The sequence below is a fragment of the Acidaminococcus sp. AM05-11 genome, from assembly GCF_003472805.1.
Taxonomy (GTDB): Bacteria; Bacillota; Negativicutes; order Acidaminococcales; family Acidaminococcaceae; genus Acidaminococcus; species Acidaminococcus hominis.
In genome coordinates, this window is record NZ_QRMX01000015.1 from 1 (window position 1) to 18,372 (window position 18,372).

Genomic DNA, 18,372 nt, shown 5'->3' on the forward strand with positions numbered 1-18,372 from the left:
ATTATTAGGAACTGTCTACTTGACGGGGAGCACACCAAGCGTGAAGGAGGTGGCAGCCACTACCTTCCACGTTTACGGGGAAGGGGAACAGCCCGTAGGGTGGTGGAAAGGGGGCTGACGGAGAAAGTTTCTAATTGTAAGGACGCTGCTGATTGGAACACGGCGAACCACTCGAGAGGTGGCACCGGAAGGTGACGAAGAGAGTTTCATAAAGGAACAAATAGCAAAATAAATATATTCTGTTTGATAAAAAAGTGTTGCTTTTCCGCAGCCCTTGGCCGCAGAAGGAACCTTCCCCACCCAGGGCCCTTGGATTCTTGGTGTGGCCCGTCCCTCCCCTTCCTGTTAGGCGGGGAGGGCATCGGGTAGTGCTGGCCGGTTCTGTAGGAGTTTTTGATTGTGAATGTAGTGGTAAAGCTATCGTAACGATGAGCAATTGACCAGTGGTGGTCTGGAAGCCTACCACAAGCGTGTGGTAGGTGTCAGCCAAAGGCTGACGGAGGAAGTTAATTACTGCCTTCCACTTACCTGTTCGCTATGCGAACAGGAAAAGGGGAAGGTGCCGGCGAACTCGCCGGCGGATGGGGTTCAAAAGTAGAATGTCTGCACTACACCCGTTGAGAATGTCGACCAAAAATCCGGGTACAAAATTTTCTGTAGTTGAGTTACCATTCTCACTGTACTAGCCCCAGCGGGGACAGACCTTTCCCTTAGGGAAACTGGCCCCAGCAGGTGCCAATAGGGAAATCACAACAGCAGTTTTGCCTATCCCCTCCACCCACACAATTTTTTGTACTCTTTAACGCTCTACCACACACTCCCTTGTATCATGTACCTTTCTGTACACTTATCCTTTCATGCAATTTAGTTCCTGTCTATAACTATTCTTTCCTTAGACTTTATAAAAGAACAAGACTATAATAAAGTAGAAAGATGTGATAAATATTATAACAAAAACCTTATAACTCAAAGGTTGCGGGAAAACCTTTGCTTGCCTTGCGAAAGGGGGAAAGTCGGTGCCGTAGGGGGCACTGGCATAAAAATGGGGAATAACAATGGTAGAAAACAACACAGTTTTAGACAAAGAAAACAGCTTTTGACGGTATTGGTGCTTAGCAGTATTCTGGGGATGGGTCTGTACGCAGTACCTGCTTGGGCAGAGACGAAGACCATCAGCGGGGACGAAGTAAAGGTCGAAACCAAAACCAGCGGCGTGCAAACGACTGCGATTAATCTGGATAACGGCGGTATTGGCAGCAAAACTTCTGCCTCTGGCAATACGCTGACCATTTCCGGGGGAACAATCCCAGCTTCTGGCCCCGGCTCCAATATCTTTGGCGGCGTGGTGGCTTCTAATCTGAATTCTGCAGCAACGACGGTGAGTAATAACAGTCTGACCATTGCCGGCAATACTGCTATTGGGCAGGAAGGCGGTAAGGTTTTCCTTTTTGGTGGCTTTCTCAGTGATTATAAAGCAACAAAAGAGCCTACTGTTGAGACAGTAGGCGAACCCCAGGTCGATAACGATAAGGAACAATTTACGATTTCTGGAAATACGGTGACTGCTGCAGCAGTTAAAAATGCTGGTGAAGTATCAGTCTATGGCGGCGCCCAGGGAATACCTGACGATCCTCAATCTATTTGGATCCATAGGTACTATTTTGACGCGGGAACTGCTTCGGTGGTTAAAAATGCTGTGTATCTGGGGACTACTGCCCAAAAGGAAGCAGACGGCACCTATAGCAAAGAAGGTATTACGGAGAATACCATTTCCACAATAAAGGACAACTTTTATAGTAAGGTGTACGGCGGCTATGCTACCCAGGGCACGGCTGCAAATAACACCATAATAGCCAGAAACATCGGTCTAAACGATATTATGGTAGGCGGCATGAATTACTTCGGAGAAGCCAATTCCAATGCTGTAACTTTTTCTGGTTCCTATGGTTACGATGCCGTGATTATTGGCGGTTTTTCTGAAGCAAACTATCTCTGCCCCAATGGGGATGTAAAATACAATACGGTTTCCATCACGGATAGTATTAGCCATATGGTTATCGGTGGTTCTGCTTATGCCAATGCCAATAGACAGGGCGGTGATTTCGAAACCGCTTACTTGGGCTTCAGCGCCATTGAAAACCACGTGACAATCCAGGGTGATTCCAGTATTGACGGCGTATTTGGCGGCATGAGCCATGGCGGTGCCGTTTCTAATACAGTAGATGTAATCAGTGGAAGCGTCGCCAACATTTGGGGCGGATATTCAGAGGGCATGTTTGAATGGAATGGCAGTTCCATTTCTGCCGAAAAAAATAGCGTGACCATTGGCAAAAAAGATGGTTCTACAAAGCCTATCATTGGGTCTACAGTAATTGGCGGCCAGGCCACGTTTGAAAATGCCATACAGAATCAGGTCCAGATTTACAGCGCAAGTGTAGGGGATGAAGAGGCCTCTTTGCCAGTTACAGTAAGTCGGTCGGATTCCTATAGCCATTGGAGCGAATTCCGTCAAATCACCCATACGATTGCCGGCGGGGTAGCAACCAATATTTCGGATGGAGATGACTTTGATGGAGGACAAGCCATTGATAACCACGTTTCCATCAATGACAGTACCATCGGGACCGAAATCTCCAACATCTACGGAGGCTACAGCGGTTTAAATGCATCAACTAATACAGTAACCTTGACCAATACAACCGCTGCTTTGGGAACAGAGACACCAGACTATAACTGGACGAAACTTGAAGCGAGGGGTATTTTTGGCGGCAAATCTGAAGAAGGAAACGTCAGTCAGAATACAGTCACCTTAGACAATTCCTCGGTGTACGGGGATACCTCCTTATATGGCGGACTCTCTTTTGAAGGGAATGTATCGGACAATAACGTCATTGTTAAGAACAATTCAGAAGTAGGTGTTGATTCCTTGTATGGCGGCTATAGCCATTTTGAGGGAACCGTTGAAAAGAACTCCATACAACTGGAGAAATCCACACTTACAGAAAATGCGTCTTTGTATGGCGGGTATGCAGGTCATGACGCTGTTTCCAATAACAAAGTTTCGCTTTCCCAAATGGATAAAAGCCAGGTTGCGGCAATCTATGGCGGCTATTCCCATGGTTATAGTAAGGATGACTTTTATGAAGCTAAAAACAATGAAGTGAATATAGAAGCCACAGAGCTGACAAATCTGGAACAACTTTATGGGGGTTATGCCTATAATGGAAATGTTTCCGGAAACAAAGTCAACCTGAAAGAGGCAACCATTACTGGAGATAACCTTGAATTAGCTGTGGCTAGCGGAAATAACAGCTATGCCAAGGACAATGCATTATCTATTGATACTTCCACCATTACAGGCCTTAGCCAAATCTATGGCAGCAAAAACGACGAAACCACCAGTGATAACAAATTTTCCATTACAGGCAGTGATTTGGCTTTTTCCAACAGCAATTCCTCTACTCTTATAGGAGCCTATGGCAGGACGGTTTCCAATAATACGTTTTCCATCTCCGATTCTAGAGTAAGCAATATGCTTATGCTTGTTGCGAATAATGCCAATGAAAATGCCCTCGACAATTCTACAACCCTGACCAATGCCAAAATCTCGGGTTTGCAGATGCTTGTTAATGCTTATGCTAATGAAACTTCCGAAAACAACAAACTTACTATCTCGGGAGGTTCTCTGACCTATGAGACAGAAACGAACGGCGAGCCAATTCCACCAGAAGCTTCACTTCTGATAGGCGGCAAAGGAAACATTATGGCCCATAATAACCAATTGGAGATTACGGGAACCTCTATAACCGATGCACAAACCATTTATGCTGGCGAAAGTGACAATGTTGCCCTTGAAAATCAGCTGACCATTACGACGGCCAATATTTCCGGTGCTTCTACGATTGCTGGCGGCAAATCTTCCGGGCTATCACAATACACTTACGAGGGCCTAACTGTTCTCAGAGATCCCTGTGCCTATTGGAACAAGGTGGATATTAGCGGCGGCAGTGTTACCGCAGAAAATATCTACGGCGGTTATGTAACCAAAAGCACAGAAGAAAGCTCGGCTGACGTGAGCAGCCATGTGTTTGAAAACGAAGTAACCCTTGGCAGCGGCGTAACGGCTGATAATGTCATTGGTGCGTACACGACTATGCCTGGTGATACCTATGGCAATACTGTTACGGTGGAAGGCGGTACCATCCAAAAGAACCTGATTGGCGGCAAAACGCCAAGTGGTGAAACTACTGGCAACACCCTGAATATTTCTGGCGGTACCATCGGCACCACCGAGGCTGTAGATGATGACGGCAATCCCATTACCAACGGCAACCTGATTGCCGCAGGCTATACGGATAACGGCGCAGCCGATAGCAACACCGTCAACGTCTATGCCGGTACTCTGGGCCACATGATGAGCCTCTACGGCGGCTACAGCACCACCGAAAGCACCGGCAATACGCTGAATCTCTACACCAAGGACAACACGGTAGAAAATCTGGGCTATTTCCAGACCCTGAACTTCTACGTGCCAGCAAACGCCAAGGCTGGGGATACCATGCTGGAGGTTACGGGCACCGCCGACGTTCACGGCGCAGCCATTAACGCCGGGGTGGAGGATACCACCCAGCTGAACCCGGGCGAAGTCATCAACCTGATCCACGACGGAAATAGCGAAATCAACACCAAGGACACCAGCTACGCCATGATGGACGGCAAGGACATCGTTACCGACGCCGCCTTCCTCCAGCGTCGGGCTTACATTAAGCCCCAGGACGCCAACACCATTGTCCTGTATGTGCCCATCGACAGCCAGCCCATTCTGCACCCGGATACAGAGGTGATCGCTGACGGCCAAGCCAATGCTGCTAGCACGGTAGCCAATGGCTCCGATGCCGCCGTCACCGACGGTCTCCAGGCAGCCCTGACCGCCTGGGCCGAAAGCCACGAAGCCGCTCGGCTTCGGGAAGACGACCATGCCGCCATGGATATGATGGGCAGCCCCTACATTTCCAGCCCGGCAGGTATGAGCATCAGACAAAGCACTTCCATGGTGGCCGCTTCACCCCTTGACGCCGCAGACGCCAAAAACGCCAACGTAACCCTCAGCGCAGAAGAAATCGCAGCTAGAGAAGAACGGGATGTAGAAGCCAAGTTTACCCCCTACGTCATGCTGGGTGGTCACAACCTGCGCTACAACAGCAGTTCTACCGTGGATACCAATGGTTTCAACGGCGAACTGGGTTTTGTCCGGAGAATCTTCAAGAAAGACTACGCCGACACCATCATGCCCTTTGTAGAATACGGTACCGGCAACTACACCATCTACAAAAACGGTACCCGGGGCGACGGCAGCCAGCGGTATGTAGGCGCCGGCATCCTCCTTCGCAGAGACCAGGAAAACGGCGTCCACTACGAAGGCCTGGTGCGGGCCGGCCGCCTTAACGGCGACTATGCCGGCCGCATTGCCGGCTACCGCACCACCTATAACTCCGGAGCAGGCTACATCGCCGCTCACGCCGGCCTGGGCAAGATTTACCGCCAGGACAGCAACGACTACAACCTGTACGGCAAATTCTTCTATTCCCATCTGGGCGGCGACAGCGTCACCCTGCACAGCAGCTTAGGCAGCGCCGATTACGAACTGGACAGCGTCAATTCCTATTGGACCCGCTTGGGCTTCCGGTGGACCAAACATCTGGATGAAGACACCACCACCTTCTACGCCGGCTTAGGTTGGGATTACGAATTTGACGGCAAAGCCACCGCCCGGTATAGAGACTACACCACCCCCGACGCCAGCATGAAAGGATCCAGCGAATTCCTGGAATTAGGTTGGCAGAGCAAAGTTACGAAAGAGAACCCCTGGGGTGCCGATGTGAGAGTCACCGGGTGGAACGGAGTGAAACAAGGCTTCACATATGGTGTAACGATTACAAGACGTATGTAAATGTGAAATAAGGTAAAAAAAGCATTCCGCCAGAAGTATAGAACTTTTGGCGGAATGCTTTTTTGTGTGAAATCGGGGGATTGGATGGGGGCTGACAGGTAGTGCTGAAGAAAAAGGACGACGTACTACAGTTTCTACGAAACTGTGCGGTGCTTTTTCAGAATATATGGCGGCGCCAGCGCCGCAGAAGGAGCCTTCCCCACCCAGGGCCTTGGATTCTTGGTGTGGCCTGTCCCTCCCCTTCCTCATAGGCGGGGAGGGCATGGGGTAGTGCTGGCCGGGACTGTAGATGTTTTTGATAGCGAATGTAGTGGTAAAGCTATCGTAACGATTAACAATTGACCAGTAGTGGCTATAGAACGCTTCCTGCAAGCGTGTAGGAAGTGTCGCCATAGGCGACGATAGAAGTTTATCAAAGCTTTTCGCGGCGCCGGCGCCGCGTCTGCCTTCCACTTACCAGTGCACTGCTTGGCGTGCACTGGAGAAGGGGAAGGGTGGCTGCGCCCAAGAGTAAAACGCAGCCGGGATGGGGTTCAAAAGTAGGCTGCCTGCACCACACCCGTTGAGAACGTCGACCAAAAATCCGGTACAGAGTTTTCTCCAGCTAAAAATTGCCCTTGGGCAATTTTTCTGTAGTTGCTTCTCAAACCCCGGCACCAGTGCTAGACCCTGCCGACCGTACTGTTATTAAAAATTCGCGAGGATTCCCTGCACCAGCACCAGGAAGTTCGCTGACCGTACTGCATCTCCCCCCACAACCAAAAAAGACAGCCTGTGTGCCAATGGGGGTGGCAACACAGGCTGTCTTTTTCAAAAACAAAACGGGAAAGGAGGCAGGATTCGTTCCAAGGGGAGGGAACATACCTGCGGGGGATAGGTTATCGCCGCAGAACTCCATGGGGGAGAAGCTCTGCTAAAGCCGTGGATTTCTCGTCCTCCGTCCACAAGTGAAAAACGCATGTCCGTCAATAATGAATTACCTATACCTTGTGAAATCGGTTCCTAGAAATTCATTGCTTGTATCTTTATTATAACATGAATAAAATGAAATACAACACACTAAAGTGTTAACAAAGCAATTTTCCAGCTTTTCCAGGCTAATACCTGGACCAGCAACCCCAGAACCCGTTCTAATCGCTTCTGACAGCCCAAACACTGCCTTGTCCGCAAGTCCCATTCCCGGCATATTTTATTTTCCTTTATCGCATAAAAAGCAAGAAAAAACGCATAAAAACTGATAAAAAGATAAAAGTGTATACTTTCGTATAATTGAAAACCACTTTTATTGCTGTTATGATGATACTAGAGCTTCAACAAGAGCGTATGGGTTAACCACCCAACCACCCTGAGCACGTTCATACCGATGGTTGGCTCCCCCTGGGAGCATGATCATAATTCCCACTTTGTGAAAAGCAGGCAGACCTCCTTAATCCCGTTTGGTGGCTGCCTGCTTTTCGTTATGCTGGGCAGCTGTTAAAAATGCGTCTTTCCTTGGGTTGAACTTTTCCGCCAATATCCTCAGCGGCGGCAACGTCCAAAGCGGCAACAACGCCTACGCCGCAGCTGGAGCCGGCGCCGGACAGGTACTGGCCCACAACAAGCTGCTGAAATTTGTGGGCGCAGATGACAACAGTGCCAGCAAGTTCTCTGTTACCACAGAAAACCAGGACGCTAAAAACGTCTACGGCAATGCCCTGAATGCTCCGAATGTAGTGAATGCAGCCATCGCCGGCACCGGCGCAGCAGCAGACTACTTTAACGCAGCCGCCAACGACCAGATTAACCCCACCACCGCTGGCCAGGCAGCCGCTATGAACAGCGTCAACGCAATGAGCGAACTGGGCGGCGTGCAGCATAGCCTGTATGCAGCAAACAACCTGTTTGACAACGCCGTGATGAACCATCTGGCAAACCACGACGAAGATAAGGACGTTTGGGCCCACTACATCCACGACAAAGAAGACATCGACGGCCTGTCCTTGGACGCCATGGGCGGAGCAAACTACGACAGCCAGTATAACGGTATCGTAGCCGGCGCCGACCTGTACAGCAAGAACGGCGTAACCGCCGGTGCAGCCCTGACCTACATCGATGGCGACATCGACGGCAACACCCTGGGCACCAGCGTGAAGAACGAAGCCAAATACTACGGTGCCAGCCTGTACGGCAGAGTGGAGCAGGGCCGCACCTCCTACTTGGGAGACATCTCCTGGCTGCGCGGCAAGAACGACCTCACCCTCAACGGCAGCGGCAAAGAAGTCACCGGCTCCGTGGATTCCAACGCCTTCAGCGCCGGCGTCCGGGCAGAGCAGCACTTTGACGTAGCCGGCGGCAGCCTGACCCCGTACGTAGGCATCCGCTACGCACACCTGGACTACGGCGACTACACCGACAGCCTGGGCATCCACCACGACAGCGACGCCTCCAACCTGTGGCTGGCACCCTTGGGCGTACGGTACACCAACACCGTAAAGACCGGTAGCTGGACCCTGAAACCTGTGGCTGAAGTAGGCTACCTGTGGACCTTCGGCGACAGAGACGGCAACGACAGAGTCAGCCTGAACGGCGCTGCCGATACCTTCGGGTATGAAGTCGCCGACGACGGCAGCTTCTACGGCAGATTGGGCCTGGAAGCCGAACACGGCCGCATGACCTACGGCATCGGCTACCAGTACCAGAAAGGCAGCAGCGTGAAGAGCAATGCGTTCACATTTGCACTGAAGTATAAGTTCTAAGGTAAAAGTAGGAAATAGAGAAATAGTACAAGGGGAGAACGTCCAACAGCTTGAAGCCTAAAAAACAGACTTCAAGCTGTTGAGGAATCAAGATAGAATATACGAAATGGCTGGAGACAATCCGTGATGGATTGCCTCCAGCCATTTTATTGCGGCGCCAGCGCCGCAGAAGGAGCCTTCCCCACCCAGGGCCCTTGAATACTTGGTGTGGCCCGTCCCTCCCCTTCCTCATAGGCGGGGAGGGCAGAGGACGTGCTGGCCGGTTCTGTAGGTGTTTTTGATAGTGAATGTAGTGGTAAAGCTATCGTAACGATTAACAATTGACCAGTAGTGGTTTGGAAGCCTACCACAAGCGTTGCGTTCACATCCAAGAGCCAAAAGGCTCTTGGCTAATGTGAGCCATGCGACAGCCGTCCAGGAGCCAAGCCTGTAAGGCGATGGCGAATGGAATACGGCGAACCGCTGTGGTAGGTGTCAGCCAAAGGCTGACGGAGGAAGTTTAACCAGCCTTTTCACGGCGCTAGCACCGCATATGCAAGAACCAAACCTCTATCGACGCCTTGCGGCGCCACTTCCTACACGTTTGCAGGAAGCATGCATAAACACCACGGTTCAGTTTCTTATCAGCACTATATTTTAGATTTTACTTGGCCAGTAGTGGTTTGGAAGCCTCTTTCAAGCATTGCGGTCGTGTCCAAACAGCGCTACAAGTATTCTAAAAGCTGTTTGGTATACACGACCCATGTGATAGCGGCCTGCAAAGCAAGTCCATAGGACGCAGCTGCGCAGCTAGCCGCGAACCACTAAAGAGGTGTCAGTCACTGCGTGACTGACGGAGAAAGTTTAATTATTGCCTTCGCCTTACCAGTGCACTGCTTGGCGTGCACTGGAAAAGGGGAAGGTGCCGGCGAATTCGCCGGCGAATGGGGTTCAAAAGTAGGATACCCGCACTACACCCGTTGAGAACATCGACCAAAAATCCGGTACAGAGTTTTCTCCAGCAAAAAATTGCCTAAGGGCAATTTTTCTGTAGTTGAGCTACCGTCCTCACCGCACTAGCCCCAAATGGGGACAAACCTTTCCCTTAGGGAAAGTGGCACCGTAGGTGCCAATAGGGGACACAGCGAGCCCCACCCAAAACCCATAATCCCTTTCCACAAATAACCACTCCTAGAAAATTGTCCGAAATATAATAACTACATTTCTACTCTCATGCTATAATACGGGTATAAAAAAGTATCTCACTCTTTAACAAGCAATTTGGCCACATTGGAGGTTTGGTGCGAAAATGTCTTAGGGGGCATTTTCGGTATAGGTGAAGGGAGGCAGGCCAGCTGTCCTAAGGGGACTTCTGACAATTTTTATGGGGAGTAAAGAGCAGCGCAGCTGCACAGCGGTGATTCTTTCCAGCATTTTGGGTATGGGGTTGTATGCCGCTCCGGCTATGGCGGATCCGGTTACCGTGACGGGTGCTATTACCCAGGCGGAAACGACCGGCAACAGCGATACCGGTACAGCCAGCGGCAATACACTGACCGTTACGGAGGCTACGCTGGACCTGAAAAGAGCAACCGTTTATGGTGGTAAGGCTGCTGATGAACAAGCAGGCAGCGCGTCAAAGAATACGGTAACTGTCACAAACAGCAGCCTTACCAGCCTGGATATCGTTGGAGGTTACTCTTCTGGACCAGCTGAGGGGAATACCGTCATCATTGCTAGTACAAGTGCCGTTGGCTCTATAACAGGTGGGAATGGCAATAATGCCAGCAATAACCGGGTGGAAATCTATGGTTCTTCAGGCCCAAACTACGGTGGGTTTGTTGATGCAGGCGATGCGCTGGGAAACTACGTCCTGATTGATACGGCAGCCGATAATATCGGCACTACCTATGGCGGTTTTTCCCTAAAGGGTGACGCCAATGCCAACACGGTGGAAGTCAAAAGCGGCGTTGTGAACCAGGCAATCGGAGGCAATGGGGAAAACACGGCAAACAATCGTGTGATTATGAGCGGCGGAACGGATCATTATATGCTGATAGGCGGCTATGCAAATGGTTATGGAGGAACGTCATCCAACAACCAGGTCACCCTCACCGGCGGTGAAATTACCTATAATGACAGCCAAATGCCCGCTGCCAGCGGTGGCTGGGCTCCCTTTGGCAGCGCCGACCAGAATAGCGTAGAAATCAGCGGCACAGCAGCTGTTGCAGGCAATGTCTATGGCGGCGGCTCCCTTTTAGGCAATGCTGCCAATAATACCGTCAAAATTTCCAGCGGCACCGTGGGAGGAAATGTAGCTGGAGGCGCGGCACTCAATGCCGGTACTTCCTATTCCCTTACCCCCAATCCCACAAATGCCACCGGCAACACCGTGGAAATCAGCGGCACAGCAGCTGCTGCAGGCAATGTGTACGGCGGCTATGTGAACCTTTATGTTGATTATTATATTCCCACAGCGACCGCACCGGTGGGTGATGCGTCCCAAAACACTGTCAAAATTTCTGATGTCTCCCTTTCTGGCGATGTCTACGGCGGCTATACTGTTTACGGCGATGCCACGGGTAACACCACCAGCCTGACGAGCACCACCCTAAGCGGCGATGCCTATGGCGGCTATACTGCACATGGTACCGCTTCGGGCAATACCGTTTCCCTTACCAATGTCACCGCCGATACACAGATGAAAGAAATCGTCGGCGGCCGGGCTCTCATAGGCACAGCTTCTGACAACACTGTAACCGTGGAGGGCGGCACTTATTTCAATGTGTACGGCGGGGCTACAGGCTCAGCCGCCGAATACGAACCCATTGCCTCACTGCCAGCGGGTGTGACAGAGACCGGCGACGCCACCGGCAATACTTTGATCATCAAAGGCGGCACTATTTTCACCGCAGCCGCTGGCCGGGCCAATGAACTGGAGTATACCAATGCAGAAGGAAATACGGAAAATCTAGCAAAAGGCGATACTACCGGGAATACCCTCTACGTCTATGACGGGGATATTACAGCGGCCGTAGGCGGCTATGGCGGCACCAACGTCAAAGATAATACCGCCAGCATGAGCGGCGGTACCGCTGCCAGACTGGTAGGCGGGGCCACCATCCTGGGCGAAGAAGGGACCATTTCAGGAAACCATGTTTCCCTTAGCGGCGGTACTGTCACTTATTATGTAATTGGCGGCGAAGGTGCCGAAGCCGAAGGCGCCAGTACCGTCTCGGACAATAGCGTTTCCATCTCCGGCGGCACAGTCGCACAAAACGTAGCTGCCGGCACCACCGTCAGCGGCGATGCTACAGGCAATACCCTGACCATTTCCGGCGGTACCATTGGCACGACGGAAGGGGACACCAACTACATCGTGGGCGGCGCATCGGTACAGGGCGCAGCCAACGATAACACGGTCACCATCACCGGAGGCACCTTAGGCACCATGATGAGCCTCTACGGCGGCTATAGCGAACTCGAAAGCACCGGCAACACCCTGAATTTTTACACCAAAGACCAGACCGTCAAGAATCTGGACTACTTCCAGACCCTGAACTTCTACGTGCCGGCCGGCACCGTTCCGGGAGAGACCATGCTGGAAGTCACGGACACAGCGGATGTCCATGGAGCAGCAGTGAACGGCGGCATTGACGACAGCGTGAAACTGAGCCCTGGCCAGGTCATCAACCTGCTCCACGATGCCAATACCATCAGCACCACCGGCACCACCTACAGCATGATCACCGGCAAAGACGTGGTCACGGACCCCGGCTTTGTCCAGCACAAAGTCCTCATTAAAGAACAGGACCCCAATACCATTGTCCTGTACATCCCCGCCGGGGACAAAGGTTTCCTGAACCCCGATACCAAACTGATCCCCGAGCAGCGGGAAGCCGCCATCAGCGAACTGGTGAACGCTTCCGACCTGGCCGCCACCCAGGGCTATGCCTCGGCTGTGGCAGCCTACGAAGCAGCCTGGCTGGAAGACCATTCCGTGGAAGCCAAATTTATCCCCTATGCCGTCATCGGCGGCCACGACCTGCGCTATGACACCGGCTCCTACGTGGACAGCCAGGGCCTTAACACCGAGTTGGGCTTTGTGAAACGCACCTTTGACGGCAATCACGCCGATACCCTCATGCCCTTTGCTGAGTACGGCAACGGCAACTACACCAGCCACCTGGACAGCGGCGCCAGAAGCGACGGCGACCAGCACTACCTGGGAGCCGGCCTGCTGCTTCGCAGAGACCTGCGCAGCGGCCTCCATTACGAAGGCATGCTCCGGGCCGGATACCTGTCCGGAGATTTCCGGGGCGTGCTAGCCGGTCACCGAGCCTCCTACGATACCGGTTCCCAATATATCGCCGCCCATTTGGGCCTGGGGAAAATCATCTCCAAAGGCCAGGACGACTTTGACTACTACGGCAAATTCTATTGGACCCATCTGGGCAGCGATACCACCGCTATTCATACCAATCTAGGCAGCGGCGACTACCATTTGGACAGCGTGAACTCCTATCGGACAAGACTCGGCCTGCGCTGGACCAGACATTTGGGCGCCCAGAACACCATCTATGCCGGCCTGGGCTGGGATTACGAATTTGACGGAGAAGCCAGAGCCCAGTACAGAGAATTTAGCACCCCCGCCCCCAGCGTCCAGGGAAGCAGCGGCATGCTGGAGCTCGGTTGGCAGAGCAAAGCAACGAAAGAGAACCCCTGGGGCGCAGATCTGCGAGTGACAGGCTGGACCGGAGCACAAAGAGGGGTAACATATGGGGTGACAATAAGCAGAAGACTTTAAACGTAAGCAAGAAAGTTTAGAGCGTACCGTAACAGTCGGAATTCAGGAAAACGGAGCACTTCCAACAGCTTGAAGCCCGAAAAGCAGGGCTTCAAGCTGTTGAGGAATCAAGATAGAATATACGAAATGGCTGGAGACAATCCACGATGGATTGCCTCCAGCCATTTTATTGCGGCGCCAGCGCCGCAGAAGGAGCCTTCCCCACCCAGGGCCTTGGATTCTTGGTGTGGCCCGTCTCTCCCCTTCCTGTTAGGCGGGGAGGGCAGAGGACGTGCTGGCCGGTTCTGTAGGTGTTTTAACAGTTAATGTAGTGGGAATGCGATTGTAACGACTAACAATTGACCAGTAGTGGTCTGGATGCCTACCACAAGCGTGTGGTAGGTGTCAGCCAAAGGCTGACGGAGGAAGTTAATTACTGCCTTCTCCTTACCAGTGCACTGCTCAGCGTGCACTGGAAAAGGGGAAGGTGTCGGCGCACTCGCCGGCGGATGGGGTTCAAAACCAAGATTCTCGCACTACACCCCGAAGACCGCACGACCAAAAATCCGGTACAGAGTTTTCTGCAGCTAAAAATTGCCCGTGGGCAATTTTTCTGTAGTTGAGCTACCATCCTCACCGCACTAGCCCCAAAAGGGGACGGACGTTTCCCATTCGGGGGGAGTCGTATCCATTTCTCAAGGCCTTAGCCGCTGAGAAATGGAATATACGACCCCTGCGACAGCCGTCCAGGAACCGAGCCTGCAAGGCGATGGCGACTGGAATACGGCGAACCGCTCGAGGATTCCCCGCACTAGCACCATGAAGTCCGCTGACCGCACTATTCCGCAAGCCACCCTCTATCGTGCCAAGAATCCCCAAAATTTATGTAAAATTCCCTATAATCCTGCTATAATAGTATTATGTAATAACTGTCGTAACAAGATGTTTGTAAGGGAGGGTGTATTATGGGGAAAGAAAGTAAATGGCTATATGCTTCTATCATGGCTGCTGTTTTTGCTGCGGGGGCAGGCTTGCATCCAGCCCTTGCAGCGGATGTTACCGGAAAGACCACGACGGTTGACACGGAAGTAAAGGTAGACGTCTACGGCGGTCAGGGCACCGAGGCAGGGGACAATGTCACCAAAAACACGGTGACCATCACCGAAACGGGCTATGTCACGTGGGGCAGGGTCTACGGCGGCTATTCTCCTTATGGCAAAGCCGATGAAAATACGGTGGATGCAGAAAATGCGTATGTCAAAGGCACGGTCTATGGCGGCTACGTTTTTCTTGATGAAGACAATACAAGCATCACTGCACCTTTTACGGCAGACGCCAGCGGCAATACGGTTACGCTGAAAAATACCACCGTGTTTAGCCTAATATATGGTGGTTCTGTAGAGCGTATCGGCGAAGACTCTGACCTGTTCCCGTATCTGCAGCCTTCTGCTGCCAGTAACAACACAGTGACCATCACCAATGAATCAACTACACCTATTACCTATCAGGATATCTATGGCGGCTACACGACTAAGGGCGATGCCAGCGGCAATACCATCAGACTGGAAGGGACCCTCAGCGGCAGTGGGGCGGAAGCCCAAACGAATGTGTTTGTGAAATCTAGATTTCTTAAACAATCTGCATATGTAACCGGCGGTGAAACGTGGGGTGGCAGTGCCAACGGAAACAAGGTCAGCTTGGAGAACATCGGCATTAACGATAACGTTATTGGCGGTTATACAGAAAATGATCTGTATGTATCGGACGATAGGAGGGCCTACGTCAGTACCAATGGAAACAGCATATATTTAAAAAATGTGTATGGCGCAGATGACGACTCGGGAAATAATCATTGGTCCGAGGCCCTCGGTGGCTATGTGCTTGTTTTTGCAGATTTAGACCCGGAAAACGAAGGAGCACAGCTATACGGTGAGAGCAATGATAATACGGTGACTCTGGTTGGCTCACCTGACATGCCCCAGTTGGCACACATCAAAACCGCCAGTGGCAGCTATACAGAATCCAATGCAAATTTCAATGTAAACGATACGAGTTCGGCTGAGCGCTATGCTGTATCCTTGAGCAGCAATGGTAATACGGTTTCCTTAAATCACTACCAGGCAGGAAATGTCATAGCCGGCAACTCCGGCACTGCCGTATATGTTTATAAGGAATATGGTTCTCAGAAGAACTCAAGTTCTCTATCCATAATCGCAAGTGACAGGGCAAATGACAACCGCGTCTTCTTGACGGACAGCACTGTTACCCGCAACGTCATTGGCGGTGGGACCGCTGCCTATATTGAAGCGGATGAGGCCATTGACCTGGGAATGACGCTTACACAGAGCATGAGCGATACGGCCACGGGCAATACAGTCGTTCTGACAGGAAGCAATGTGACAGGACAAATTGACAATGAGGAACTACGCTATGGGCACGTGGTTGGCGGCTTGGCCTTCCAAGGTACAGCCGCAGGCAATACGGTCAACCTTTCTGACAGCACGGTAACCAGTGCCTATGGCGGCGCTGCAGGTGAGTTGGGAACAGATGGCACGTTGAGAGACGACTTGAATGAAATAGCATTCCTGAGCGACACCTACGTAGGTGCTGAGACTCAAGCTAAGCTTACCAGCAAGGCCAAAGACAATACAGTCAACATGATCAGCGGCACCGCAGATTCCCTCTGGGGCGGCTACGCAAAAGCTTTTGAAATAACACAAAGCGATTATGTAAACCATGTAGAAGTTTTCACTACCACAAACTACGACAGCGGCTCCGCCAACGGCAACACAGTCAACTACTACGGCGGCACGGTGAATCAAAGTATCATCGGCGGCCAGTCCGAATCCGCCGCAACCAACGACAACATCGTGAACCTGTATGGAACCCTGGTGGGCAGCAGTGTCAGCCTCTCCGGCGGCATTGGCAAGACCGAAAGCACCGGCAATACCCTGAACGTCTATACCCTGAACAACAGTGTTGCCAACCTGGACCACTTCCAGAACCTGAACTTCTACGTGCCAACTGAGGCCGTAAACGGAAATACCATGCTGACAGTAACGGGTACGGCAGATGTGTCCGGGGCGTCCATTCAGGCTGGCGTGGAAAAGACCACGGCCCTTAAAGGCGGGGACGAAATCAACCTGCTGTATGATGCCAAGGGCATCACTGCGGACGGGGCGACCTACGGAACCCTGGCTGGCTTGGATACGGTTATGGATGCCGGGTTTGTGATCCGGCCGGTGGAGGTAAAGCAAAAGGACGCCAACACCCTTGTGCTGCACGTCCTGGAGGGCCAAAAGGCCACACTTTCTCCGGATACCAAACTCATTGCTGAATCCAGTGCCGCAGCCCTGAACTTCATTGGGGCAGGAGCGGATACGGCCCTGGATGCCGGCTTTATGGCAGCTTCCCAGGCCAGCCAGAACAGCGAAAGCCAGAAGAACTTTACGCCCTACGTTACTATCGGCGGGCAGAACATGCGCTACGATACCGGTTCCTATGTGGACAGCAACGGCTACGCCGGGAACCTGGGCCTGGTACGGCGCATTGCCAACGATAATTCCGTAGATACCATCATGCCCTTTGCCGAATACGGCAAAGGCAACTACACCAGCCACCTGGATAACGGCAGCCGGGGCGACGGTACCCAGCACTATGGCGGCGTAGGCCTGCTCTTGCGCAGGGACCTGAACAACGGTGTATATTACCAGGCCAGCCTCCGGGCCGGCGTCATGGACGGCGACTTCCGGGGCGCCCTGGAAGGCTACCATACCACCTACGACACCCATGCCCGGTACGCCGGCGCCAGCCTGGGTCTGGGCCGGATCTACCAACAAACCGACAAAGATAGCGTGGATGTATATGGCCGATTCAATTATACCCATCTCACCAGCGATGACGTAACCCTGCACAATGCCCTTGGCACGGCGGACTATAACCTGGATGCAGCCGATTCCTACCGCACCAGATTGGGCGCCCGCTGGACCCATAATTACCAAAAGAACCAGTCCTACTACGCAGGCCTGGGCTGGGATTACGAATTTGACAGCACTGCCAGAGCCACCTATGATGGCCTCAGCACCCCGTCCCCGGAGAGCAAAGGCTCCAGCGCCCTGTTAGAACTGGGCTGGAAGAGCGACGCCACCAAGGAAAACCCCTGGGGCGCAGATCTCAGAGTGACCGGGTGGGCAGGGAAGCAAAGAGGTTTGGTGTTTAATGCATCCCTCACACGGAGACTGTAAATGTGAAAGAAAGTAAAAAGCCGCTCTCCAAAATCATGCAGATTTTGGAGAGCGGCTTTTTTGCTTGAAATCGGGGGATGAGTGGGGCGCTGACAGGTAGTGCTGAAGAAAACGGACGACGTGCTACGCTTTCTACGAAAGCGTAGAGGTGTTTTTGGGAATATATTGCGGCGCCAGCGCCGCAGAAGGAACCTTCCCCACCCAGGGCCCTTGGATTCTTGGTGTGGCCCGTCCCTCCCCTTCCTGTTAGGCGGGGAGGGCAGAGGACGTGCTGGCCGTTACAGGTAGTGATTTGATAGCTCATGTAGTGGTGACGCTATAGTAACGATTAACAATTGACCAGCAGCGATATAGAACGCTTCCTGCAAACGTTGCGTTCGCGTCCAAACAGCGCTACAGTTTTTCCAAAAGCTGTTTGGTATACGCGAGCCATGCGACAGCCGTCCGGGAATCAAACCCGTAGGGTGCTGATGACCGGAATACGGCGAACCGCTCAGGAAGTGGTGCCGGTAGGCACCGATAGAAGTTCATTAAAGCTATTTTTCGCGGCGCTAGCGCCGTAAATGCTGGGGTGAACTTCCTCAGTCATCCCTACGGGCTGACGGCCCCTACACGCTTGCAGGGGCCAGTCTTAGGCCCATACGAGTCATGTGCTAAACGGGGTATAGCAAAGCAACA

Annotated in this window: 4 protein-coding genes; all 4 read left to right on the forward strand. The window is 52.3% G+C overall.

What is annotated here, in order from left to right; all coding sequences use genetic code 11:
* Nucleotides 1-1,108 precede the first annotated feature (1,108 nt).
* The 4 genes from DW089_RS07980 (at nucleotide 1,109) to DW089_RS07995 (ending at nucleotide 17,694) form a co-directional block, all read left to right on the forward strand.
* Entirely contained in the window at nucleotides 1,109-5,950 is a 4,842-nt protein-coding gene (locus DW089_RS07980; protein ID WP_158572342.1) for a hypothetical protein, read from the forward strand.
* 1,496 nt (nucleotides 5,951-7,446) lie between these two features.
* Nucleotides 7,447-8,685 carry an autotransporter outer membrane beta-barrel domain-containing protein gene (locus tag DW089_RS07985; protein ID WP_158572343.1) on the forward strand — a complete coding sequence of 413 codons (1,239 nt, stop codon included), beginning with the start codon at nucleotides 7,447-7,449 and terminating at the stop codon, nucleotides 8,683-8,685.
* Between the two features lie 1,363 nt (nucleotides 8,686-10,048).
* A complete protein-coding gene (locus DW089_RS07990; RefSeq protein ID WP_105325472.1) occupies nucleotides 10,049-13,471 on the forward strand; it encodes a hypothetical protein in 3,423 nt (1,140 codons plus the stop codon).
* Nucleotides 13,472-14,415: 944 nt separating this feature from the next.
* Complete coding sequence (locus tag DW089_RS07995; protein ID WP_105325473.1) at nucleotides 14,416-17,694, forward strand: autotransporter outer membrane beta-barrel domain-containing protein; 3,279 nt, start codon at nucleotides 14,416-14,418, stop codon at nucleotides 17,692-17,694.
* Nucleotides 17,695-18,372 lie beyond the last annotated feature (678 nt).

Bases quoted from the DNA above. Each gene is read 5' to 3' on its own strand.
- DW089_RS07990 (WP_105325472.1), top strand. From the start codon at position 10,049: ATGGGGAGTAAAGAGCAGCGCAGCTGCACAGCGGTGATTCTTTCCAGC.
- DW089_RS07995 (WP_105325473.1), top strand. From the start codon at position 14,416: ATGGGGAAAGAAAGTAAATGGCTATATGCTTCTATCATGGCTGCTGTT.